Below are 24048 nucleotides of genomic sequence, written 5' to 3'. Positions count from 1 at the left end.
AAGGAGGGAAAAAGTAATGGTTGATCAAATTAAATTAAGCAAAAAGGATCGTATCAGTGTTTGGTGGCGTTCAACATTTCTTCAGGGTTCTTGGAACTATGAAAGAATGAAAAATGGTGGTTGGGCTTTCACTTTAATTCCAGCATTGAAAAAGTTATATAAAACTAAAGAAGAACGTTCAGAAGCATTAACTCGTCATTTGGAATTCTTTAATACTCATCCATATGTAGCTTCACCAATTATCGGAGTTACACTAGCACTTGAAGAAGAGAAGGCTGGTGGAGCACCAATTGATGATGTTACAATCCAAGGTGTGAAAGTTGGTATGATGGGACCACTAGCCGGTGTAGGTGACCCTGTATTCTGGTATACTGTGAAACCAATTGTTGGTGCTTTAGCTGCATCACTTGCAATGGGTGGAAGTATCATTGGGCCAATTCTTTATTTTGTCGTTTGGAATGCAATTAGAATGGGCTTTATGTGGTATACACAAGAATTAGGATATAAAGCTGGTTCAAAAATTACTGAAGATTTATCAGGCGGAATTTTACAAGACATTACTAAGGGGGCTTCAATCTTAGGAATGTTCATATTAGCAGCACTTATTGAAAGATGGGTTAATGTCGACTTTAGTCCAGTTAAAGTTTCTAGTATCAAGCAAAGTGCCGGTGCATATATTGATTGGAGTAAATTACCTTCAGGAGCAGCAGGAATTAAGGAAGCGTTAGTTCAACAAACTTCAGGACTTTCTCTAACAGAATACAAAGTTACTACTTTGCAAGATAACTTGAATCAATTAATTCCAGGTCTTGCAGCTTTACTACTCACATTCTTATGTATGTGGTTATTAAAGAAGAATGTTTCACCGATTGTTATCATATTAGGACTCTTTGTGTTTGGGGTAGTAATGCATGTTTTAGGTGTAATGTAAAATTAAATAATCGAATAAAAGAATGCTGATCATGAGTTACTGATTGAATGCTAATCTTGAATTAACAGTAGTCTTATCTTATGGGAAAAATTTTCGATGTAGTTAAGAATTGGGGCAAGGTCAAAGTTAATTTTGATCTTGCTCCTTTTCTCGTTTAATGAAGTAAGAAAAATTTCAAGGGAGTAATACTACAGGATGCAAATTTCTTGTTATAGATAATCAAAGTTAGATGGAAAGTTTTGCTTGTGATAATAACAGAGTGACTGGATCAAATGCTAACTGGTGACCTAGGATTCTTAATCGAAATACAATGCTTTACGTGGTTAATAAAAAGACTATATAATTAGTTAAAACATGTAATTTTAAGAAGGGGAAAGAAAAATGGTCAAATCAATCAATACTAAAGTAGACCTAGTTATCAAGGGAAATTCTCATATGGGAATGACGGACTACGGAGAAATAATGGTCGGTGATAAAGGGTTTGAATTTTATGATAGTCGTAATGTAAAAAACTTCATTCAGATACCATGGGAAGAAGTAGATGTGGTGGTAGTTTCAGTTTTGTTCAGAGGAATGTGGATTCCACGCTATGCACTAAAAACAAAAAGAAATGGTTTATTTACTTTTTCTTCCAAGGATCCGAAGAAAGTGTTGCGCGCTGTAAGAAAATATGTTGATGCTGATAAAATAGTTAAGTCACTATCCTTTTTTCAAGTCTTAAAGAGGGCAGTAACTAGGAAAAAATAATTAAATTGCAGTTTTAATAATAAAAGAGTTGACTCAAAGGGAAACAGAGAGTATAGTTAATTTCGTTGTTTGTTTCAGAAATTATTTGAAACAACAAATTAAATAAAAAAAGTGTTTGACAGTTGTTGTTGAACATGGTATTATATAAAAGTTGCGTTAAGCAATTATGTAGACCTTTGAAAACTGAACAAAGTTTCGACAAATCAAATGTGTAGGGTCTCTTGTTTAGTACAAGAGCAAACATTTGCGAAGTCAATTCGCTAGTAAATAAGTAATTAAAGAGTCACAAACTTTTAAAATGAGAGTTTGATCCTGGCTCAGGACGAACGCTGGCGGCGTGCCTAATACATGCAAGTCGAACGCAAAACTTTCACTGAATGCTTGCATTCACGAAAGTTTTGAGTGGCGAACGGGTGAGTAACACGTGGGTAACCTGCCCAGAAGAGGGGGATAACACTTGGAAACAGGTGCTAATACCGCATAATAACAAAAACCGCATGGTTTTTGTTTGAAAGATGGTTTTGCTATCACTTCTGGATGGACCCGCGGCGTATTAGCTAGTTGGTAAGGTAAAGGCTTACCAAGGCAATGATACGTAGCCGAACTGAGAGGTTGATCGGCCACATTGGGACTGAGACACGGCCCAAACTCCTACGGGAGGCAGCAGTAGGGAATCTTCCACAATGGACGAAAGTCTGATGGAGCAACGCCGCGTGAGTGAAGAAGGTTTTCGGATCGTAAAACTCTGTTGTTAGAGAAGAACGTGTGTGAGAGTAACTGTTCATGCAGTGACGGTATCTAACCAGAAAGCCACGGCTAACTACGTGCCAGCAGCCGCGGTAATACGTAGGTGGCAAGCGTTGTCCGGATTTATTGGGCGTAAAGGGAACGCAGGCGGTTTTTTAAGTCTGATGTGAAAGCCTTCGGCTTAACCGAAGTCATGCATTGGAAACTGAAAGACTTGAGTGCAGAAGAGGAGAGTGGAACTCCATGTGTAGCGGTGAAATGCGTAGATATATGGAAGAACACCAGTGGCGAAAGCGGCTCTCTGGTCTGTAACTGACGCTGAGGTTCGAAAGTGTGGGTAGCAAACAGGATTAGATACCCTGGTAGTCCACACCGTAAACGATGAATGCTAAGTGTTGGAGGGTTTCCGCCCTTCGGTGCTGCAGCTAACGCATTAAGCATTCCGCCTGGGGAGTACGACCGCAAGGTTGAAACTCAAAGGAATTGACGGGGGCCCGCACAAGCGGTGGAGCATGTGGTTTAATTCGAAGCAACGCGAAGAACCTTACCAGGTCTTGACATCTTCTGACAACCTAAGAGATTAGGTGTTCCCTTCGGGGACAGAATGACAGGTGGTGCATGGTTGTCGTCAGCTCGTGTCGTGAGATGTTGGGTTAAGTCCCGCAACGAGCGCAACCCTTATTACTAGTTGCCAGCATTTAGTTGGGCACTCTAGTGAGACTGCCGGTGACAAACCGGAGGAAGGTGGGGATGACGTCAAATCATCATGCCCCTTATGACCTGGGCTACACACGTGCTACAATGGACGGTACAACGAGTCGCGAAACCGCGAGGTTTAGCTAATCTCTTAAAGCCGTTCTCAGTTCGGATTGTAGGCTGCAACTCGCCTACATGAAGTCGGAATCGCTAGTAATCGCGGATCAGCATGCCGCGGTGAATACGTTCCCGGGCCTTGTACACACCGCCCGTCACACCATGAGAGTTTGTAACACCCAAAGCCGGTGAGGTAACCATTTATGGAGCCAGCCGTCTAAGGTGGGACAGATGATTGGGGTGAAGTCGTAACAAGGTAGCCGTAGGAGAACCTGCGGCTGGATCACCTCCTTTCTAAGGATATAACGGAAACCTACACACGATTGTTGAAACTTTGTTTAGTTTTGAGAGGTCTACTCTCAATTTGTTCTTTGAAAACTAGATAATATTTTTCTAAAATAATTAACAAACCGAGAACACCGCGTTTTAAAGAGTTTAAAACAAGAAAAATCTTGAATGCTAAACTCATAACCGCTTTACCGTAGGTAAAGATAGGTTAAGTTATTAAGGGCGCATGGTGAATGCCTTGGCACTAGGAGCCGATGAAGGACGGGACTAACTCCGATATGCTCCGGGGAGCTGTAAGTAAGCTATGATCCGGAGATTTCCGAATGGGGAAACCCAATAGTTTTTATCGACTATTACTACTGGTTGAATACATAGACCAGTTAGAGGAAGACGCAGGGAACTGAAACATCTAAGTACCTGCAGGAAGAGAAAGAAAAATCGATTCCCTAAGTAGCGGCGAGCGAACGGGGAACAGCCCAAACCAAGAAGCTTGCTTTTTGGGGTTGTAGGACTGAATATTTGAGTTACCAAGGGATGTCATAATCGAATGATTTGGGAAGATCAGCGAAAAAAGGTGAAAGCCCTGTAGATGAAATGACATTCTCTCAATTCAGTATCCTGAGTACGACGGAACACGTGAAATTCCGTCGGAATCCGGGAGGACCATCTCCCAAGGCTAAATACTCCCTAGTGACCGATAGTGAACCAGTACCGTGAGGGAAAGGTGAAAAGCACCCCGGAAGGGGAGTGAAATAGTTCCTGAAACCATGTGCCTACAAGTAGTTAGAGCCCGTTAATGGGTGATAGCGTGCCTTTTGTAGAATGAACCGGCGAGTTACGTTTGCATGCAAGGTTAAGTCGGAAATGACGGAGCCGTAGCGAAAGCGAGTCTGAATAGGGCGCATCAGTATGTAGACGTAGACCCGAAACCAAGTGACCTACCCATGTCCAGGTTGAAGGTGCGGTAAAACGCACTGGAGGACCGAACTCATGTATGTTGAAAAATGCTGAGATGAGGTGTGGGTAGCGGAGAAATTCCAAACGAACTTGGAGATAGCTGGTTCTCTCCGAAATAGCTTTAGGGCTAGCCTCGGAAAGAAAGGATCGTGGAGGTAGAGCACTGTTTGGACTAGGGGCCCATCTAGGGTTACTGAATTCAGATAAACTCCGAATGCCATCGATCTATATCCGGGAGTCAGACTGCGAGTGATAAGATCCGTAGTCGAAAGGGAAACAGCCCAGACCACCAATTAAGGTCCCTAAATATATGTTAAGTGGAAAAGGATGTGGAGTTGCATAGACAACTAGGATGTTGGCTCAGAAGCAGCCACCATTTAAAGAGTGCGTAATAGCTCACTAGTCGAGTGACCCTGCGCCGAAAATGTACCGGGGCTAAACATATTACCGAAATTGTGGATGCAACCGTAAGGTTGCGTGGTAGGAGAGCGTTCTAAGGGCGAAGAAGCTAGACCGGAAGGACTGGTGGAGCGCTTAGAAGTGAGAATGCCGGTATGAGTAGCGAAAGACAGGTGAGAATCCTGTCCACCGAATGACTAAGGTTTCCTGGGGAAGGCTCGTCCTCCCAGGGTTAGTCGGGACCTAAGCTGAGGCCGAGAGGCGTAGGCGATGGATAACAGGTAGAGATTCCTGTACTAGTTATTATTGTTTGAACGATGGAGGGACGCAGGAGGCTAAGTATGCACACTGATGGATATGTGTGTCCAAGCAACGAGTTTGTAAGTGAGTCAAATGCTTACTTATAAGGACGAGTTGTGATGGGAAGCGAAATTATAGTAGCGAAGATACTGATGTCACACTGCCGAGAAAAGCTTCTAGTTAGATAATAACTACCCGTACCGCAAACCGACACAGGTAGTCGAGGAGAGAATCCTAAGGTGAGCGAGAGAACTCTCGTTAAGGAACTCGGCAAAATGACCCCGTAACTTCGGGAGAAGGGGTGCTGAACGCAAGTTCAGCCGCAGTGAATAGGCCCAAACGACTGTTTATCAAAAACACAGGTTTCTGCAAAATCGTAAGATGACGTATAGGGGCTGACGCCTGCCCGGTGCTGGAAGGTTAAGAGGATGGGTTAGCTTCGGCGAAGCTCAGAATTGAAGCCCCAGTAAACGGCGGCCGTAACTATAACGGTCCTAAGGTAGCGAAATTCCTTGTCGGGTAAGTTCCGACCCGCACGAAAGGCGTAACGATTTGGGCACTGTCTCAACGAGAGACTCGGTGAAATTATATTACCCGTGAAGATGCGGGTTACCCGCGACAGGACGGAAAGACCCCATGGAGCTTTACTGTAGCTTGATATTGGGTGTTTGTACAACTTGTACAGGATAGGTAGGAGCCATAGAAATCGGGACGCTAGTCTCGATGGAGGCATTGGTGGGATACTACCCTCGTTGTATGAACACTCTAACCCTCACCAATAAACGTGGTGGGAGACAGTGTCAGGTGGGCAGTTTGACTGGGGCGGTCGCCTCCTAAAAGGTAACGGAGGCGCCCAAAGGTTCCCTCAGAATGGTTGGAAATCATTCGCAGAGTGTAAAGGCACAAGGGAGCTTGACTGCGAGACCTACAAGTCGAGCAGGGACGAAAGTCGGGCTTAGTGATCCGGTGGTTCCGCATGGAAGGGCCATCGCTCAACGGATAAAAGCTACCCTGGGGATAACAGGCTTATCTCCCCCAAGAGTCCACATCGACGGGGAGGTTTGGCACCTCGATGTCGGCTCATCGCATCCTGGGGCTGTAGTCGGTCCCAAGGGTTGGGCTGTTCGCCCATTAAAGCGGTACGCGAGCTGGGTTCAGAACGTCGTGAGACAGTTCGGTCCCTATCCGTCGCGGGCGTAGGAAATTTGAGAGGATCTGTCCTTAGTACGAGAGGACCGGGATGGACACACCGCTGGTGTACCAGTTGTTCCGCCAGGAGCATCGCTGGGTAGCTATGTGTGGATGAGATAAACGCTGAAAGCATCTAAGTGCGAAACTCACCTCGAGATAAGATTTCCCATTCCTTCGGGAAGTAAGACCCCTGAGAGAAGATCAGGTAGATAGGTTGGAAGTGGAAGTACAGTGATGTATGGAGCGGACCAAAACTAATCGGTCGAGGACTTAACCAAAGAAAGAAATGCGGACGGCAGTTGATTAAGGAAGAGAAATATTAGCTAGTTTTGAGAGAACAAAGTTTTCTCAAGTAAAAGAGTGCGGTGATGATGGCAAGAAGGATACACCTGTTCCCATGTCGAACACAGAAGTTAAGCTTCTTAGCGCCGATAGTAGTTGGGGGATCGCCCCCTGCGAGGATAGGTCGTTGCCGTGCAAATATTACGAAAAGGACATCGATATTAAATTGTCGGTGTCCTTTTTTGTATAAAAATACTATTTTTTAAAGTATAATGTAGGGGTAGAAACAAGAATAGGAGTTTTGGAAAAATGAAGACACGTCGAGAACTAAAAAATGAGGTAAAAGAAACTTTCAAGGGTCATTGGGGACAAGCGATTAAAGTTGCAATTATACCCATTATTTTTCAAATTATTATAATAATGTTAGGAATTCTTGCTGTAATGATTCTGAGTATAATAGTTGCAGAATATAGTGATAGTATTTCTAATGGGATATCATCAGTTGATACGTCGAATAAATTTGGTCATGGTAATGTTTTTGGTAATAGTGCAGGGGGAATTATAGCAACAATGATTCTAACTGGAATAAGTTTTACTTTCTTAGACTGGTTGAGGACAAAAAATGCTGATTTTAGTGCACTTAAGGGTGCATTTAGTGTATTTACAAAAAGGAATTTTCTAGGAATTCTTGTTTTGTATATCTTGACCAATATTTTCATATTTTTGTGGACGTTATTACTTATTGTCCCAGGTATTATAAAATCTTTTGCATATTCTCAAACATATTTTGTATACAAAGATATGTCACAATCCAAAAATGCTGATGACTTTAATTTCCTAGATTATATCACGAAGAGTCGAGAATTAATGGTTGGCCATAAATTTGAGTTTTTTGTTCTTAAATTAAGTTTTATTGGCTGGGATATAGTAGCAATATTAACTCTTGGCTTGGGATATATCTGGGTAACGCCATATAAATTAGCAACATATGCGGCCTACTATGAGAGTTTAGCGGCAAATAGTGATATTATTTCTGATAATCAACAAAATGACGATGATGACAAGAAATCAGTTATAGTAGAATATTAACTAGAGAATAGTTAATAAAAAGTTACTTAGTGTATAAAGCAAGTTGTAAAACAAAAAATAGGAGATTAGTAAAAACTCTTTTCTAGAGTTTCTACTAATCTCCTATTTTTACAGGCTCTATAACGATTAATTAAGCACTTTACAGGGTAATGCTTGAAAGAAGGGGTAGGATATAAAAAGCCTTAAAAATGGAGTTTAAATCCCTTCTATGGTGTTTAATTTGATAATAGCACCAAATAACTGGATATAATAAAAAAGTTACGATAACTGAATAATAGCCATGAAGTGAACCCACAAGTTTGGACAACTAAATTAAGCTGCTAACTGATTGGCAAGTTCTCGGTATTGTACCGGTGACTTGCCTTTTAGTTTGGTCCTGATTCTACGGTTATTATAAAATTCAATCCATTCAGTCATCGCTTGCGCGAGACTCTCTGAATTTTCGAAGTGTTCATCCATCATCTCTGCTTTCATGAGATGAAAAAATGATTCCATGGCGGCGTTATCTAAGCAGGTAGCCTTACGGGACATACTCTGAAAGGTATGATGAGTTTTAAGCGTTTTTTGCCACTGTTTATGTTGATACTGAAATCCTTGATCTGTGTGTACCGTTGTTCTATAAGGAAGCTCAGGTAATCCATCTAATGCTTCTTTTAGTGGTTTCAACGCAAATTCAAGAGTTGGGTGTGCACTAATGTTAAATGCCAAAATTTCACCCGAAAATAAATCCATGATGGGTTCTAAATAGATTCGCTCACTTTGACTCATCTGACCGTATCGAAATTCACTAACGTCGGCGACGAGTTTTTGATATGGTCGATCTGTCTTGAATCGACGGTGTAACTTATTTTTGGCTATTCTACCAACAGTTCCTTTGTATGAGTTATATTTGCGAGTTTGCTTATTAAAGGCCTGACATGTCCAGCCTTGCTCCTTCATAATTCGGAGGACGCGTTTATGATTAACTTTAAATCCCTGTTCATGCATAACTAACGTTATGCGACGGTAACCGTATTTTTGAGTATACTTGGCATCTGTTTGCCGAATTTCATCAATGGCTTGGATAACCTGGTCATTCTCATATTCTCGTCCCTGACTGTGCTTAGTGTAATAGTACGTGCTACGTGGTACCTTAACGGCTTTAAGGATAAAACTAATCGACGTTTTGAAGACCCGCCTCAGATCATCAATTAAGGTCACGGTTTCTCGTGAGCTGATTTTTCGTGATCTAAGGCATCGAGTTTTTTTAAAAATTCGTTCTCGATTCTTAACATCTTATTTTCTTGCTTGAGTTGCTTTAACTCATTTTTATCGTGGCGTGCTTGGATTTGTGCCGTTGTGGGTTTGGTCACTTTTTTATGTTTAGACATAGTCTTTGGATTTCCTCTCACTCTATTTAGTCCACTGAGCCCCTCTAAATCAAACTTTCTTTGCCATTGCCAGATAGTACTTGGTGAAGAGAGGTTGAAATGTAGTGCTGTTTCTGGAAGCGAAGCTTTGTGCTGTTGTTTCCAGTTTAATACTTCTATCTTGAATTCACTAGAGTATTCCAAATTCATAGATTTCGGTTTTAATCCTGCAATGCCAAAACGATTAAAGCGATGAACCCATAGGAGAATCGTTTCATTGTTGGCAATATGGTATTTTCTGGCCAATTGAATGGAACTAATACCCGTTAAATATTCTGTCACAATAGAAATCCGTAACTCTAAATTAAATTTAGTCATAGTAAACCCCCGAGATTGTTGTCCAATCTCGGGGGTTCACTTCACCATCGTAACTTTTTTTATAGTTAATTAGTTCATGTGAATTGCGAAAGTAGGTTGGAAATATTGGAAACTCTTAAGACTGACATTTTGACCACTTGATGGAGCGGCTACATAACTTGTACCACCAACATAGATCCCTACATGCCATGATGAACCTTGTGAACCCCAGAATAATAAGTCACCAGCTTTTGCTTGGCTAACAGCAACTGCTGTACCGATTGTTGATTGAGCTTGTGAAGTACGAGGCAATGAAACACCAAAGTGAGCATATACATATTGAACAAAGCCAGAGCAATCAAAGCCACTTAATGTTGTACCACCATATACATAAGGAATCCTTTGAGTTGCTAAGTATTCTGCATATGCAACGACTGACGATGTAGAAACCGATGACGAAGAAGTTGTAGTAGTGCTACTTGTCGTCGATGTTGTACTACTTGCTGTTGTTGTAGAAGCAGCAGTTGTTGCACTTGAACTTGCAGCAGCAGTTGATGAACTCGTAGCAGCCGTAGAACTTGCAGTAGCAGCAGGTGTAGAACTAGCAGAGCTACTTGTAGCAGCCGTAGTCGTAGAACTTGTAGCAGTAGCCGTAGATGAACTAGTAGAATTGCTTGAATCTGTTGTAGTAGTTGTAGCAGGTGTTTTTGTAGGATCATTGATTGTCAATGTTTGTCCTGGCAAAATAGCTGAACCCAAAGTATTAGAAGAACGTAGAGAAGCTACAGTAACACCATAAGCTTGGGCAATTGTATAAAGTGAATCCCCAGACTTAACTGTATATGTAACATGGTTTGCGGAAACTGTAACAGAAGATGTCTTTGTAGAACTTTCTGTACTTGTGCTACTTTGAGTATCTGAAGATGTTGTTGTAGCACTAGTATCCGCAGAACCACTAACTTTGAGAGTTTGACCAGTTCTAATTAATGTTTCTGTTGATGATAATCCATTTAATGAACGTAAACTGTCAACTGTTGTATTATATTTTTGAGCAATTGCCCAAAGAGAATCTCCTTCAGTGACTGCGACAGTAGAAGTTGCAGCCGAAGAAGTAGAGCTTGTGTTTGATGAACTAGAAGTATTATCACTATCGGGAATAGTTAACGTTTGGCTTTCAACAATTAAATGGCTATTTTGATTAATGTTATTTAAAGCTTCAATAGACTTGATAGAAACACCATATTTTTGTGAGAGATCCCAAACTGTATCGTTCTTATTTACTTTGACGGTTGTTGAGGCACTTGCATTCGTTGTAGAAGCAAGAAATAAACCAGCCGCACCAACAGTGCTTGCTAATAATGTTTTTGTTGTACGTTTCAAATTAATTCACTCCTACTTTTTTATTTTATGATTTTATTAACCAATAGCTTGATTGTAATCCATCTTTGTTGCATAACAGTACAAAAAATATTACAGTTTAAGCCTTTATGTAACAAAATGCAAATAGTTGCTGAAATATCAGGCTTTTTAAACGAAAAATTTTTTAAAAAGATAATTTGTATGAGCTAAAGTGTTGATATATCAGGATTTAAAGGAATATATCAGGCTTTTTTTTTTTAAGAATATTACAAAAATGTTACAAAGATCTTAAGAAGGAGTGTAATTACAATCGTTGTTAGTTATTACTTTTACAGAGATCATTGATAAAGTTTAATTCATATTATTACAAGAATATTAAGTTTACATTCTTTAATCAAATTATAATCTTCTTTATTTGGAAAGTTGAACATACACAGTAAAAAAGATATGTATTAAATTGATTATTTATTACAAATAGCATTGACATCTAACCTAACTTTGTCTATATTCGAATATTAGGGCATACTTTAAAATTAATTAGAAAGAAGTGAAGGAATATGGCGATTGTTTACAATTTTTCTGCTGGACCGGCTGTTATGCCAAAGGAAGTTTTAGAAAAGGTTCAACGAGAATTATTATCGTATAAAAATAGTGGTATGAGTGTTATGGAGATTAGTCATCGTTCCTCACTTTTTGCTGATATTCAAAAGAATGCTGAAGGGAATCTTCGTAAATTGATGAATATTCCCGATGAATATGATGTTTTGTTTTTGCAAGGTGGAGCAACACTCCAATTTACAATGGCACCAATGAACCTTGCTATCAATAAGAAAAAAATAGATTTTGTTGATACTGGGCATTGGGCACAAAGGGCTATTGAAGAAGCTAGATTAGTTGATGGTATAGAAGTTACACAAATTACTAGTGGAGCAGATTCAAAGTACACAAGTCTTCCTGAAATAGATGATTCTTTACAAGAAGATGCGGATTATGTTCATATAACTCTAAATAATACAATTGAAGGAACTGCATTCAAAATAGTTCCTACTTTTAAAGAAGTACCTATAATAGGCGATATGTCGTCAAATATCTTGGGACAAAGATATAATGTGACAGATTTTGGAATGATATATGCAGGTGCACAAAAGAATATCGGACCTGCTGGACTGACAGTAGTAATTATTCGCCATGATTTGGTAGAAAAGTCACCTGATCTTCCAGCAATGTTGAGTTACAAAAAATTAGTAGCAAAAAATTCAACGTTAAATACGCCGCCAGTTTTTGCAATTTATTGTGCGGGTCTTGTTTTTGAGTGGCTTCTTGCGCAAGGTGGGGTGGATGAAATGGAAAAGCGGAATCGAAAGAAATCAAAGCTGCTTTATGATTATCTTGATTCTTCTAGTGTATTTCAATCACCAGTCGCTATTGAGAGTCGTTCACTGACTAATATTCCCTTTGTAACTGGTAACGCAGAATTAGATAAGCAATTTATCGCCTTAGCAAATGATAATAACTTAGTTGGCTTAAAGGGCCATCGATTAGTGGGCGGTATGAGAGCCAGCTTATATAATGCTTTTCCAATAGAGGGTGTCGAGAAACTGATAACTGTTATGGAAAAATTTGAATTAGAGCATAAGGAAGTGGACTAAAATGTTGGATATTAAGACTTATAATATGATTGCTCCAGAAGGTACAGCTGAATTTCCTGCTGATAAGTATACAATTAATGAAACTGATAAACCCGCTGCACTGTTAATTAGAAGTCAGGATATGCATAAAACGAGATTTGGCACAAGTGTGCTTGCAATTGCAAGAGCCGGTGTTGGTGTTAATAATATTCCACTTGTTGAAGCTAATTCAAATGGCACAGTTGTCTTTAATACACCTGGTTCAAATGCTAATGCGGTTAAGGAACTAATAGTGGCAATGCTGATTCTAGCGACCAGACCAGTTTTTTCTTCGGTTCAATGGGCCAAAAAATTAAATGGAGCGGATGTTAGTCTGCAGACAGAAAAAGGGAAGAATCATTTTGCAGGAACTGAGTTACAAGGCAAAACGATTGGGATAATAGGGCTTGGTTCTGTTGGTTCTAGGGTAGCACGAGCAACAGCAGATCTGGGAATGCATGTAATTGGATACGATCCATATATTAGTGTAGAACATGCTTGGCGTCTATCTAATGATATTCCACGTGCTAAAGATCTGAGTGAATTATTACAAAAAAGCGATTATGTTACGATTCATATTCCTTACACAGAAGGTAACAAAGATTTAATTTCTTCAAAGGAGTTGGCTGAACTCAAAGATGGTGCTATTCTTTTAAACTATTCACGTTGGGGAATAGTTAACGAGAATGCAGTTATTGATGCTTTGGATAGTCATAAAATAGCACAGTATCTGACAGATTTTAGCTCAGAGAAGGTTATCAAGCATGAGAGCACTATTGTTACTCCACATATTGGTGGAACAACGCTTGAAGCTGAAATAAATGGTGCAATAATGGCAGCCCAAACGCTAAAAAAATATCTTGAAACAGGTAATATTGTTAATTCTGTTAATTTTCCAGCAGTAGAGATGCCATTTGATTCTAATTTTCGAATTACTTTAATTCATCAAAACGTTCCAAATATGGTTGGTAGAATAACAACAATTCTTGCTAAATATGATATTAACATTGATAATATGATTAATCGCAGTCGTGAGCAGATTGCTTATACAATGATTGATACGGATAATATTTCAGAAAAAACTTTCAATAAACTAAAGAACGAGTTAATTGAAATTTCTGAGGTAATCAGAGTAAGAGAAATAAGAAAAAATAAATAATTTCAGACTTTTTAAGTGAAAATTGAAAATCAATGTGAGAAGTGTGTGGTATAGGGTCAAGGCTTAAGCATTAACAAGTAATTAGAAATACAGCAAGATAAGAAATTTAGGCTCTTTTTTCAACCGCTGTTGGTGAAAAATTTTTATAGGGGGCTGTGCCATAAGTCCCTAAGTGAAAGAGCTTCACCAGAGAAAGTAATGATTTTTCTGGTGAAGCTCTTTTGGTATAATTAAAAATAAAAAAGCACTGATTGCAGCCAGTGCCTTTAAAAACAATCCCCTATAGAAAGGATAATCAAAATGTACAATAATTATAACATAAATCAGGCTGTACTTAGTATTAAAACTGACTGGGAGCCAAAAGAAAATCATCCTGCACGGATGATTAATCAAATAGTTGAAGACCTTAAAATTAATGATCCTTACATCTTTGGACGACCGCGTAAGTATGATCTGCGTGTACTTTTAAAATTAATTTTGTTTGCGTACACAAAAGGTATCTTCAGTAGTCGTCGTATTAATACCTTGGCAGAAGAGAATTTGGCAGCCCGTTGGCTGACACAAGAACAGGTTCCAGCCTACCGAACAATTTGTCGTTTTAGAATTTCAGATGAAGTTGAGAGCTTGATTAATCAATGTATTCTAAAACTAACCAAATATCTGAAACAAAACAATTTTATTGATGAAGTTACTTTTATTGACGGGACTAAAATTTTAGCTGATGCCAATAAATATAGTTTTGTTTGGCGTAAGAATACGATTCGTTTTGACAAGCTTAATCGCTCTGCGATTATAACCCTTCTGGAAGAATTAAATGACGCTAAGTTTAAGTGTCAGCTCCCAGCAGAGACAGATCTTACTTTAGAAATGCTTGATGAAATTACCTTGCGGTTAGAAAATGACTTGAAAGATTTGAATAAAAAGATTGAAAAAGAACATATCTCTCCAAACCCAGACAAGTCAAGGCGTCGAAAACTAAAATCTTTAAAACGAAAACTTAAGTTACGGCAAACTAAATTATTAGCTCATAAAATACAAACCAGAATTTATGGTAAAAGAAATAGTTATTCAAAAACAGATCATGATGCAACTTTCATGCGTGTTAAGGAAGATCCAATGCTCAACGGACAGCTAAAACCGGCTTATAATCTACAAATCGCCACAAGTAAACAATTTGTAACTGCCTTCGGCATTTTTCAAAATCCAGGAGATACCAAAACATTAATTCCTTTTTTACAGCAACAAAAAGCAGCTGGAACTTTAGGTAAGTATATTGTGGCTGATGCAGGATACGGTTCAGAATCAAATTATCGATATCTCGAAGATGAATTACCTGAACATACAGCGTTAATTCCATATGGGACAATGTTAAAAGAAAATAGTCGCAAATGGAAAAGTGATGACCGTAAGGTCATGAATTGGGCGTATCATCCTAAAGACGATTATTTTATTGATCTGCAGGGAGTTAGATTTAGTTTTTATGCTTACCGTAAGCGCAAAGATAAGTACGGATTTGTACGTGAATTTAAAGAGTATCAGGCAAACAAATACGATAACGATTTTAAAATTGATCACCGAGCATTCACTAAAAACGGAAATCCTCGTAAAATAAGTATTAATAGCGCATGGGAGTATTTCAAAGCTAAGGAACGCAAGTTGCTTTCAAATCACCAAACTGGTTCAATTTACGGACAACGTAAAATAGATGTTGAATCAGTTTTTGGTGGATTGAAGGCTTGTTTGGGTTTTAAAAAATTTTCGGTTAGAGGTCTTGAGAAGGTAAAAAGGGAAGCTGGAATTGCCTTGATGGCAATGAATATTAGAAAATTGGTGGCGAAAGGCACCAATTATAACTGTTTTATAAACAAAAAGAAGAGATTAGTGAAAATCAAAGAACGATTTTCACTAATCTCTTATATTTTGAAGGACTTATGGCACAGCCCCTTTTTTATTGAGCTGAAAAAAGCGATTCTACAGTATTAGGTGTATCAACACCTAATACTGTAGAATCGCTTAAATTATGTCTCCAGCTACTTTAATAGAGGAGAGCTACTAATTTTTAAGTGATAACTTGCTAACTTGTAGTTGGCGGCATATTAAAGCTGAACAATAGATAAGTGCCTCAACTGTTGTAATAAAGAAAGTAACTGGCCAGTTTGTTATATACGATAGATATAAGCCTATCCAAATACCTCCGAGTGAGAAAATGGTGGACAAAAAAATCATTTTCCAAAGTGAAGATGTATAGTATTTAGCGGAAGAAGCAGGAATTGTCAGTAGGACAAATATCAACAAAGAACCTATAATTTGAGAAGTCACACTAATAGTGAGAGCTAACAAACCTAAGAAAACGATGGAAGTCAATAGATTAAGATGCTGATTGTATTGTGAGCCAGTCACGTCAAAAGAATTGTAAGCTAATTGTCTAAATAATAAAGTGATGACTATCAAAATCAATATACTTAGTGCTACCAAAGAGTAGAGATTTCCGATGTTTATTCCCACGATACTACCAAATAAGATATTAGTTGCGTAACTGGATTGTTTACTAGATAGAGAAAGAAATAAAATCCCTAGTCCAATAAAAAGTCCTGAGAAAAGGCTAATGGAAGCTTCTCGTCTACTGAGACGATCACCTGAAATTCCGATAAATAAAGCACTAGTCATTGTAAAAATAATCATACCTAGGAGCGGACTAATACCCAAGAAAATTCCGAAGGCTGCTCCTGAAAAACCAATTTCAGAAAGGGTATGCGTAAAGAAGGAAGTTTGGCGTGCAACGACGAAGGTTCCCATTACCCCACATATTAAGGAGATAAAAATACCTGCAATAAAAGCATAGCGCATGAAATCAAATTGCAGCATTAGTCTTTACGCTCCTTTCTAGTGAGCTTTGCCTGCAAATGAGACAAGTGAAGTTCATAATCTGCATACTTCTCTATTAATTCGGGATCATGTGTGATGAATAAAACAGTGATGTCCTGTTCTAGTAGTAAAGAGCGAATTAAACTAAGTAAATCATTTTTTGTACTTGTATCAAGACTTGCAGTTGATTCATCCAGTATTAACAAGTTCGGTTCAGCACATAGAGCTTGTGCTAAAAAAGCTCGTTGTTTTTCCCCACCTGAGGCTGCACCTAAAGGACGTTTTTCAATTGTTGCAAGATTTGTTTTTTGAATGATATCTTGTAACAATCTTTTCTCGGATTTAGTATGCCATAATAAGTTTGATTGACGTAGACCTAATCCAACAAAATCATGGATACTTAATGGGAATTCGTCATCAATATTGCGCAATTGAGGCACATATTGTGTTTTGGCACGAGTCGTATTAATAACGATGTGGTCATCTTTTGTCTTGAAACTTTGCAAAATGTGTTTTACCAAAGTTGTTTTACCAACTCCATTTTCACCAGTCATACAGGTTAACTTATTGGAGGGAACAGTAAAACTTAAGTTTTTAAATAATTGTTTCCCTGGAACCTGAATATCCAGATTCTTAACTTCCATCATTGAATTCATATTAGACTAACTCTCGCTTTTTTGAATATTTAGAACTTGTTGGTATTCACCTTTCATCCAATTAAAGTAGTCTTTGTGTTTTGGTAATGTCTCAGTAACACTAACCACTGGGACGTTATATTTTTTACACAATGCTACGAGGTTTTTTACAACTTTATCACTTGCCTGTGTGTTTTGAACAAAGAACGCAATTTTATGGTTTTTAATATCATTTTGCATATTTTTAATGTCACTAGGAGAAGGATCTGTTCCCTTTTCAACAGAGTCAGAAAAATGCACATTATTAACCTGATATCCCATATCTTGTAATGCGTAATCAAAGACCGGTTCACTAACGTCAACTAACTTATTATTACTATTCTTTTTGATTTGATTAATCATGGTATTTAATTTAGAAAGACTATTCGCATATTTTTTAGCATTTGCTAAATATTCTTTTTTGTGTTTAGAATCAATTTTTCCGAATCGTTTAGCTAAATATTCGGCAACAGCAGGCATTGTCTTACTATTATACCAAAGATGTTCATTATCTCCATCCTTTTTATTCATAATATCTTCGCCAACTGCAATTTTCTTAGCACCAGACAATTTTTTTGCCCATGAATCATAGCCAATACCATTATAAAGTAAGATATCGCTATTAGCGACAGTTTTTGCCGTTTTAGTGGTTGGCTCAAAATCGTGGGGATCAATGTTAGGATTGTTAATAATAGATGTAACCGAACCATGATTCCCAAGAACTGCTTTTGCAACTTCTCCGTAGAAGTCAGTTGTAGCAACGACTGAAATTCCTTTCGATTTTTTTTGAGTATTTGCTGAACATCCAGCAAGAATCAAAATTAAAGATAAAAGTAAGAAAAGATAGTTTTTCTTTTTCACAATAATAGCCTCCAAAATATATTATGTAACTTTTAATAGTAATAATTACAATTTAGAATAGTATCTAATTAAAATCCAGCTGTCAAGGCTGTTTGAAGCTTTAAGGATAAACATTACTATTAAAAAAATAAAAAAAGCTGATGTGATAAGAAAACTAGCTCCTGGATTACCATTTAAATTTTATTATATTTTTCCGTTCCATTCATCAGTAAATTCGTTTAGAAAGCTTAACATGAAAGCTTGTCTGCCTTCAGCAATCTCTTTTGCAGTAGAAGTATTCATCATTTTTTTTAAATTGAGCAATTTTTCATAAAAATGATTGATAATCGTTTCTTTAGAAAGATTACGATATTCCGTTTTATTTTTTAATATTCTAGGCTTAATCGTTGGATCATAGATTACTTGTGAATGTTTTCCACCATAATAGATGGCACGTAATGTCCCAATCGCACCAATTGCATCTAGACGATCCGCATCTTGGACGATCTGACCTGAAATAGATAGTACAGGCGGATTTTGACCTAAAGAGCTACTAAATGATAGATTCTTTGTAATATACATTATTTCAGAAATCTCACTATCAGAAAAAGCATTAGCACTTAAAAAATCAATCGTTTTGCTGTTTTGAACAGCAGGATCTGACACTAATTTATCGTCCGCGATATCGTGAAGGTAAGCGGCAGAAATTGCTACTAGGGGGTTACCAGGTTCATTTTTTAATATTTTTTTTGTCATATTAACTACACGTAGAATATGATCAAAGCCGTGTCCAGTTGTATCTGAACTCATTTGTTCCAAAGAAAAATTATGTACTTTAGCAATTTTATTGGATAAATCCATAGTTAAATCCTTCCCTTCGTATCCTCATTGGTTATTATAGCAAATAAAAGGCATCTGCTAAGTAGAATATTATATAGAATATTAATAGCCTAAAATTAAAGAAAGATGTTCAATGAAAACTCATGGCAAGTCGTTTTGCTTTTTTTTCATTTTTTTTCATGATAGAATTCCTAACAAGAAGCTATCGCCCGAATCTAAATAGAATGCTCGATCCGAGTTTTTTGGTAACTTCTGAAACGCTGGAAAGGTGTGACGGGTATAACATAAGGTACAGAAGGGAGGTAGCTGTTTTCAATCTGGGAACAGCGAATTTTATGAAGGTATTAATTACATTAGAGAATGTTGTAATGGATGGTGTTAAGAGAGCAGCAACTGTCTTGGGAAATACACTAAGTGAAGAAATGGATGTTGCATTTTACTCGTTAAGTGAAGGTGAACCATATTATGATTTAAAGGCACCGATGATAATTGCTAAACGCCCAGTAGCTAGCGGTGTTTTGAATTTCTTTGGAGAGAATCCATATGATGAATATGCTGAACAAATTGCTGATTTGTGTGAATATCTAGAGGAAGAAGATTACGGTTGCGTTATTTTACCGGCGGGACTACTCACAAGTTTTGCACCGTTTATTAAGGAAAATACGCCGAATATTAACGTGATTGCGTGGATGCATAATAACTTCAACACATATGTAACACAATATTATGCAGGGATGCTCAATGAGTTTAAGCAAGGATTAGAGGCAGCAGATACAGTAGTTGTATTGACTGATTCTGACTACGAAAACTACTCGCAGTTTAACCAGCAGACTGTTAAGATTTATAATCCTCTTACCTTAATTCCAGACAAAATGGCAAATTTAAATAGTCATATCATTGCTTTCACAGGTAGAATTGCAATTCAGCATAAAGGTATTGATTTATTATTAGAAACAGCTAAATCACTCAAAGATGACTGGAAGATTGCGATTGCAGGGAAAGGAACCTCAGAAGATATGGCAATATTCGAAGATTTAATTAGGAAATTTGATGTTGCTGATAAAATCATTTATCGTGGGGCACTTAAGGACCAAGATTTGCAAAAGCATTATGAGGAAGCTTCAATTTTTATCTCGACTTCAAGATGGGAAGGTATGCCATTGGTTATGGGTGAAGCAATGGGTTTTGGATTACCAATTGTAGCAATGGAAAATACTGGATCAGCTGAATACCTCCGAGAGAATCGTTATGGTATTATGACTAAACCGCAAAATGTTGCTGACATGGTCCGTGTCTTGGATAAGATGACAACTAGCCGCTTTTTAAGAAGGTATTATTCTGAACGATCACTTGAGCGAATCAAACATTTTGCACCAAAGGCAGTTGCGGATCGCTGGATCCCAGTAATTGCAGAAACAAAACGAGAATTGGTATAAAATATTTAAAGTTGAAAAGAGAATAATAAAGTGAAAACAAGTGTGTTTAGTAATTTAAGTCAATAAAAAAGTTGAGACTATGAAGTGAACCCACAAGTTTGGACAACTAAATTAAGCTGCTAACTGATTGGCAAGTTCTCGGTATTGTACCGGTGACTTGCCTTTTAGTTTGGTCCTGATTCTACGGTTATTATAAAATTCAATCCATTCAGTCATCGCTTGCGCGAGACTCTCTGAATTTTCGAAGTGTTCATCCATCATCTCTGCTTTCATGAGATGAAAAAATGATTCCATGGCGGCGTTATCTAAGCAGGTAGCCTTACGGGACATACTCTGAAAGGTATGATGAGTTTTAAGCGTTTTTTGCCACTGTTTATGTTGATACTGAAATCCTTGATCTGTGTGTACCGTTGTTCTATAAGGAAGCTCAGGTAATCCATCTAATGCTTCTTTTAGTGGTTTCAACGCAAATTCAAGAGTTGGGTGTGCACTAATGTTAAATGCCAAAATTTCACCCGAAAATAAATCCATGATGGGTTCTAAATAGATTCGCTCACTTTGACTCATCTGACCGTATCGAAATTCACTAACGTCGGCGACGAGTTTTTGATATGGTCGATCTGTCTTGAATCGACGGTGTAACTTATTTTTGGCTATTCTACCAACAGTTCCTTTGTATGAGTTATATTTGCGAGTTTGCTTATTAAAGGCCTGACATGTCCAGCCTTGCTCCTTCATAATTCGGAGGACGCGTTTATGATTAACTTTAAATCCCTGTTCATGCATAACTAACGTTATGCGACGGTAACCGTATTTTTGAGTATACTTGGCATCTGTTTGCCGAATTTCATCAATGGCTTGGATAACCTGGTCATTCTCATATTCTCGTCCCTGACTGTGCTTAGTGTAATAGTACGTGCTACGTGGTACCTTAACGGCTTTAAGGATAAAACTAATCGACGTTTTGAAGACCCGCCTCAGATCATCAATTAAGGTCACGGTTTCTCGTGAGCTGATTTTTCGTGATCTAAGGCATCGAGTTTTTTTAAAAATTCGTTCTCGATTCTTAACATCTTATTTTCTTGCTTGAGTTGCTTTAACTCATTTTTATCGTGGCGTGCTTGGATTTGTGCCGTTGTGGGTTTGGTCACTTTTTTATGTTTAGACATAGTCTTTGGATTTCCTCTCACTCTATTTAGTCCACTGAGCCCCTCTAAATCAAACTTTCTTTGCCATTGCCAGATAGTACTTGGTGAAGAGAGGTTGAAATGTAGTGCTGTTTCTGGAAGCGAAGCTTTGTGCTGTTGTTTCCAGTTTAATACTTCTATCTTGAATTCACTAGAGTATTCCAAATTCATAGATTTCGGTTTTAATCCTGCAATGCCAAAACGATTAAAGCGATGAACCCATAGGAGAATCGTTTCATTGTTGGCAATATGGTATTTTCTGGCCAATTGAATGGAACTAATACCCGTTAAATATTCTGTCACAATAGAAATCCGTAACTCTAAATTAAATTTAGTCATAGTAAACCCCCGAGATTGTTGTCCAATCTCGGGGGTTCACTTCACTACAAAAATTAGTCCCAGCTTTTTTATTGCTTTAAATTCAATCTAGAAATAGTTGATAAGCGTTACGGTAATCGGCTGAATTATTGTTCATGTAAACAATTCCAGCGTAATTAAACCCAGCTTTTTTTATCAAATGGCGCATTCGAGCATTCTTTTCATGAGTGTCAACTCTAATCTGCTTAAAACCGAGCGCGTACGAAATTGAAATTAGATGGTTTATGAATGTTTCAGCTAAATGCTGTCCACGAAAATGTGAGGAGATCGCAATTCGATGAATAGTAGTATAGTGTTCATTTTCTGGAATATCCCACGTTCCCTCGGTAATATGTTGATAATTATCATCTGGTTCTTGCAAAAGAGCAGCAAAGCCGGCTATTTTATTCTCTACTATTAGTACATAACTTATCTGTTTAGTAATATCAGCTAATAGTGTTTCCTTGCTTGGATAACCATTTTGCCACTGTGGAATATCAGCAGAGGCAAGCAATTCTTTTGCTTCTTTAGCGATTATGAGCATTTTAGAGAGATCAGCTTGAGTTGCCAAGCGAATATAAGTCAAAGTCAAGTTATCACTTCCTTTTTAGAATGAAGCTATTGAGTTTGTAAGCAAATAGATGAATTTTTGTCGTTGAATTTTGGTTAAGACATAAACATTTTTTGGAAGATTTAATAGATCAAAGCGATCAACTACAGTTTCCCCACGTGTCAAGGCGCCTGTTACTTCAACATCGACATGATATTTTGTTCCCTCAAAGTACTCGGGATGTTGGAGCCAAGCAATTGTGCAAGGATCATGTAAAGGAATGCCCTTAAATCTCCACTTATCTTGACCATAGTAAATACCATAAAAATCTAATTGACCAGCTACGCTTGGAGCAACTTCATTATGAATTTTACGAATATTTTCAATTTCTTCTTGATAAATTTGTGCTTGATGTGTTAAATCTAATCCTGCCATGACGAGAGGAATTCCCGAATTTATAACAATTTTTGCAGACTCAGGATCAACAGCAATGTTGAATTCTGAACGAGGAGTGTAGTTCCCAGTATTTATAGCACCACCCATGAATACAATTTGTTCAATTTTTGTTTTTAGTTGTGGATAAACTTGCAAGAAGAGGGCAATGTTAGTCATTGGACCAGTTATAACTAGAGTAACTGGGTCTGCAGAGGAACGAAGTGTTTCTGCAATTAATTGAATAGCAGGGATTTTTACTGGCTCAAAATCAGGTTCAGGTAAAACTGCTCCATCAAGACCAGTTTCACCATGAACATTTTCTGCGATGATTAGGTCTTGCATTAATGGCTTTTTATTGCCGCCAGCGACTGGAATGTTTTTTTGCTTTAGTAAAGTTAACATGCGCATTGCATTATTAAGTGTCTTATCAGGAGTTTGGTTTCCAGCCGATGTTGTTACTGCTAAAATGTCTAATTCAGGAGCTGCAACTGCCATAATAAGTGCTAAGGCGTCATCGTGCCCTGGATCACAATCAATAATAATCTTCTTCATAAGAATCCTCCTCTAAAACAATCATGTAAGATATATTGTATACAATTATATTTTGAAATAACACCTTTTTTTAAAAATGAATGCTAAAGAATATTTAAAAGGAATATACAAACGAAATAATAGCGCAAAATAAATAAATAGGCTAAACTTATCTCAGGATTTGAAAGGAGACTTACTTAATGGGAAAGAAAAATTTTGATTTAAAAGATGCCCTTATAATTGGTGGAGTAGCAGGAGTTGTTTCAGGTTTTGTCAAGTTGGGTTGGGAGAACTTATTACCCCCTAGGACACCAGAAAGAGATGCAACAAATCCACCGCAGACTTTTATGCAGCAATTAGGAATTCCCGAATCTATTACACACGCAACTTATACTTATTCGGGTCACGAGATGCCATGGGCAAGTTTTGTTATTCATTTTGGATTTTCAGCAACTTTTGGGATGGTTTATAGTGTTGCAGGTCATTACGTACCATTAATTAAGGCCGGTCAGGGAACATTGTTTGGTTTAGGTGTTTGGGCAGCAACACATGTTGGATTGATGCCTGCAATGGGAACGGTTCCAGCGGCGAAAGATCAGCCTATGGAAGAACATGTGTCTGAGGTGTTGGGACATATGGCATGGATGTGGGTCAACCATGTTGTGATTGAGGAATTAAACAATCAAAAATTAAAATGA

Annotated in this window: 19 protein-coding genes and 3 rRNA genes; 11 read left to right on the top strand and 11 right to left on the bottom strand. The window is 37.9% G+C overall.

Annotated features, from left to right (window positions below):
• The first annotated feature begins 16 nt into the window (after positions 1-16).
• The 6 genes from G6O70_RS02245 (at position 17) to G6O70_RS02220 (ending at position 7744) form a co-directional block, all read left to right on the top strand.
• The gene (locus tag G6O70_RS02245) at positions 17-931 is read left to right on the top strand and encodes a PTS system mannose/fructose/sorbose family transporter subunit IID (RefSeq protein ID WP_057869500.1); all 915 of its coding nucleotides are present in this window, start codon (positions 17-19) and stop codon (positions 929-931) included.
• Between the two features lie 381 nt (positions 932-1312).
• The gene (locus G6O70_RS02240) at positions 1313-1678 is read left to right on the top strand and encodes a DUF956 family protein (protein ID WP_057869499.1); all 366 of its coding nucleotides are present in this window, start codon (positions 1313-1315) and stop codon (positions 1676-1678) included.
• A gap of 294 nt (positions 1679-1972) precedes the next feature.
• Positions 1973-3532, top strand: a 16S ribosomal RNA gene (locus tag G6O70_RS02235).
• A 200-nt stretch (positions 3533-3732) separates the two neighbouring features.
• Positions 3733-6651, top strand: a 23S ribosomal RNA gene (locus G6O70_RS02230).
• Positions 6652-6734: 83 nt separating this feature from the next.
• Positions 6735-6851: ribosomal RNA gene (gene rrf, locus G6O70_RS02225) — 5S ribosomal RNA — on the top strand.
• Together the 16S, 23S and 5S rRNA genes form the textbook arrangement of a ribosomal RNA operon.
• A 113-nt stretch (positions 6852-6964) precedes the next feature.
• The gene (locus G6O70_RS02220) at positions 6965-7744 is read left to right on the top strand and encodes a DUF975 family protein (protein WP_057870481.1); all 780 of its coding nucleotides are present in this window, start codon (positions 6965-6967) and stop codon (positions 7742-7744) included.
• A 312-nt stretch (positions 7745-8056) separates the two neighbouring features.
• Here the strand turns inward: G6O70_RS02220 and G6O70_RS12140 are convergent, their stop codons facing one another.
• From G6O70_RS12140 to G6O70_RS02210, 3 genes are all read right to left on the bottom strand, one after another.
• Positions 8057-8962, bottom strand: coding sequence for an IS3 family transposase (locus tag G6O70_RS12140; protein ID WP_233419210.1), 906 nt, complete (start codon positions 8960-8962; stop codon positions 8057-8059).
• Positions 8941-9471 (bottom strand): helix-turn-helix domain-containing protein, encoded by a 531-nt coding sequence (locus G6O70_RS12135; RefSeq protein WP_057870480.1) that lies wholly within the window; start codon positions 9469-9471, stop codon positions 8941-8943. Before G6O70_RS12135 ends, G6O70_RS12140 begins: the two co-directional genes overlap by 22 nt.
• Positions 9472-9540: 69 nt before the next feature.
• The gene (locus G6O70_RS02210) at positions 9541-10830 is read right to left on the bottom strand and encodes a C40 family peptidase (RefSeq protein WP_057870456.1); all 1290 of its coding nucleotides are present in this window, start codon (positions 10828-10830) and stop codon (positions 9541-9543) included.
• Between the two features lie 536 nt (positions 10831-11366).
• Here G6O70_RS02210 and serC point away from each other — a divergent pair.
• The 3 genes from serC to G6O70_RS02195 all read left to right on the top strand — a co-directional run bounded on the left by serC (position 11367) and on the right by G6O70_RS02195 (position 15618).
• A complete protein-coding gene (serC, locus tag G6O70_RS02205; protein ID WP_057870457.1) occupies positions 11367-12458 on the top strand; it encodes a 3-phosphoserine/phosphohydroxythreonine transaminase in 1092 nt (363 codons plus the stop codon).
• A gap of 1 nt (position 12459) precedes the next feature.
• The gene (locus G6O70_RS02200; RefSeq protein WP_057870458.1) at positions 12460-13635 is read left to right on the top strand and encodes a phosphoglycerate dehydrogenase; all 1176 of its coding nucleotides are present in this window, start codon (positions 12460-12462) and stop codon (positions 13633-13635) included.
• A gap of 300 nt (positions 13636-13935) precedes the next feature.
• On the top strand, positions 13936-15618 hold the full coding sequence (locus G6O70_RS02195; RefSeq protein WP_219934293.1) for an IS1182 family transposase: 1683 nt from the start codon (positions 13936-13938) through the stop codon (positions 15616-15618).
• Between the two features lie 69 nt (positions 15619-15687).
• On the opposite strand, the gene G6O70_RS02190 is transcribed toward G6O70_RS02195, so the two are convergent.
• The 4 genes from G6O70_RS02190 to G6O70_RS02175 all read right to left on the bottom strand — a co-directional run bounded on the left by G6O70_RS02190 (position 15688) and on the right by G6O70_RS02175 (position 18875).
• On the bottom strand, positions 15688-16500 hold the full coding sequence (locus G6O70_RS02190; RefSeq protein ID WP_057870440.1) for a metal ABC transporter permease: 813 nt from the start codon (positions 16498-16500) through the stop codon (positions 15688-15690).
• On the bottom strand, positions 16500-17156 hold the full coding sequence (locus G6O70_RS02185; RefSeq protein ID WP_057870441.1) for a metal ABC transporter ATP-binding protein: 657 nt from the start codon (positions 17154-17156) through the stop codon (positions 16500-16502). Before G6O70_RS02185 ends, G6O70_RS02190 begins: the two co-directional genes overlap by 1 nt.
• A gap of 6 nt (positions 17157-17162) precedes the next feature.
• Positions 17163-18035 carry a metal ABC transporter solute-binding protein gene (locus G6O70_RS02180; RefSeq protein ID WP_057870442.1) on the bottom strand — a complete coding sequence of 291 codons (873 nt, stop codon included), beginning with the start codon at positions 18033-18035 and terminating at the stop codon, positions 17163-17165.
• Between the two features lie 183 nt (positions 18036-18218).
• Positions 18219-18875 carry an HD domain-containing protein gene (locus tag G6O70_RS02175; RefSeq protein ID WP_057870443.1) on the bottom strand — a complete coding sequence of 219 codons (657 nt, stop codon included), beginning with the start codon at positions 18873-18875 and terminating at the stop codon, positions 18219-18221.
• Positions 18876-19189: 314 nt separating this feature from the next.
• Here G6O70_RS02175 and G6O70_RS02170 point away from each other — a divergent pair, with 314 nt between their 5' ends.
• A complete protein-coding gene (locus G6O70_RS02170) occupies positions 19190-20290 on the top strand; it encodes a glycosyltransferase (RefSeq protein ID WP_057870444.1) in 1101 nt (366 codons plus the stop codon).
• A 111-nt stretch (positions 20291-20401) separates the two neighbouring features.
• Here the strand turns inward: G6O70_RS02170 and G6O70_RS12130 are convergent, their stop codons facing one another.
• The 4 genes from G6O70_RS12130 to rihA form a co-directional block, all read right to left on the bottom strand.
• Positions 20402-21307, bottom strand: coding sequence for an IS3 family transposase (locus G6O70_RS12130; protein WP_233419210.1), 906 nt, complete (start codon positions 21305-21307; stop codon positions 20402-20404).
• Positions 21286-21816 (bottom strand): helix-turn-helix domain-containing protein, encoded by a 531-nt coding sequence (locus tag G6O70_RS12125; protein WP_057870480.1) that lies wholly within the window; start codon positions 21814-21816, stop codon positions 21286-21288. Before G6O70_RS12125 ends, G6O70_RS12130 begins: the two co-directional genes overlap by 22 nt.
• Before the next feature lie 82 nt (positions 21817-21898).
• Complete coding sequence (locus G6O70_RS02160) at positions 21899-22426, bottom strand: GNAT family N-acetyltransferase (RefSeq protein WP_057870466.1); 528 nt, start codon at positions 22424-22426, stop codon at positions 21899-21901.
• A 15-nt stretch (positions 22427-22441) separates the two neighbouring features.
• Complete coding sequence (gene rihA, locus G6O70_RS02155; protein ID WP_057870465.1) at positions 22442-23371, bottom strand: pyrimidine-specific ribonucleoside hydrolase RihA; 930 nt, start codon at positions 23369-23371, stop codon at positions 22442-22444.
• Positions 23372-23550: 179 nt separating this feature from the next.
• On the opposite strand from rihA, the gene G6O70_RS02150 reads away from it, so the two are divergent.
• The gene (locus G6O70_RS02150; RefSeq protein ID WP_057870464.1) at positions 23551-24048 is read left to right on the top strand and encodes a DUF1440 domain-containing protein; all 498 of its coding nucleotides are present in this window, start codon (positions 23551-23553) and stop codon (positions 24046-24048) included.

The sequence above is a fragment of the Liquorilactobacillus hordei DSM 19519 genome (assembly GCF_019443985.1).
Lineage (GTDB): Bacteria > Bacillota > Bacilli > Lactobacillales > Lactobacillaceae > Liquorilactobacillus > Liquorilactobacillus hordei.
Note: the sequence above shows the minus strand (reverse complement) of the source record. Positions and strands in the feature narration are given on the sequence as shown.

What these genes read in the sequence shown, in the direction of transcription:
- G6O70_RS02195 (WP_219934293.1), top strand. Translation starts at nt 13,936, where the DNA reads ATGTACAATAATTATAACATAAATCAGGCTGTACTTAGTATTAAAACT.
- rihA (WP_057870465.1), bottom strand. Translation starts at nt 23,371, where the DNA reads ATGAAGAAGATTATTATTGATTGTGATCCAGGGCACGATGACGCCTTA.
- G6O70_RS02170 (WP_057870444.1), top strand. Translation starts at nt 19,190, where the DNA reads ATGAAGGTATTAATTACATTAGAGAATGTTGTAATGGATGGTGTTAAG.
- G6O70_RS02190 (WP_057870440.1), bottom strand. Translation starts at nt 16,500, where the DNA reads ATGCTGCAATTTGATTTCATGCGCTATGCTTTTATTGCAGGTATTTTT.
- G6O70_RS12135 (WP_057870480.1), bottom strand. Translation starts at nt 9,471, where the DNA reads ATGACTAAATTTAATTTAGAGTTACGGATTTCTATTGTGACAGAATAT.
- G6O70_RS02185 (WP_057870441.1), bottom strand. Translation starts at nt 17,156, where the DNA reads ATGAATTCAATGATGGAAGTTAAGAATCTGGATATTCAGGTTCCAGGG.
- serC (WP_057870457.1), top strand. Translation starts at nt 11,367, where the DNA reads ATGGCGATTGTTTACAATTTTTCTGCTGGACCGGCTGTTATGCCAAAG.
- G6O70_RS02220 (WP_057870481.1), top strand. Translation starts at nt 6,965, where the DNA reads ATGAAGACACGTCGAGAACTAAAAAATGAGGTAAAAGAAACTTTCAAG.
- G6O70_RS02245 (WP_057869500.1), top strand. Translation starts at nt 17, where the DNA reads ATGGTTGATCAAATTAAATTAAGCAAAAAGGATCGTATCAGTGTTTGG.
- G6O70_RS12125 (WP_057870480.1), bottom strand. Translation starts at nt 21,816, where the DNA reads ATGACTAAATTTAATTTAGAGTTACGGATTTCTATTGTGACAGAATAT.
- G6O70_RS02240 (WP_057869499.1), top strand. Translation starts at nt 1,313, where the DNA reads ATGGTCAAATCAATCAATACTAAAGTAGACCTAGTTATCAAGGGAAAT.
- G6O70_RS02200 (WP_057870458.1), top strand. Translation starts at nt 12,460, where the DNA reads ATGTTGGATATTAAGACTTATAATATGATTGCTCCAGAAGGTACAGCT.
- G6O70_RS02150 (WP_057870464.1), top strand. Translation starts at nt 23,551, where the DNA reads ATGGGAAAGAAAAATTTTGATTTAAAAGATGCCCTTATAATTGGTGGA.
- G6O70_RS02175 (WP_057870443.1), bottom strand. Translation starts at nt 18,875, where the DNA reads ATGGATTTATCCAATAAAATTGCTAAAGTACATAATTTTTCTTTGGAA.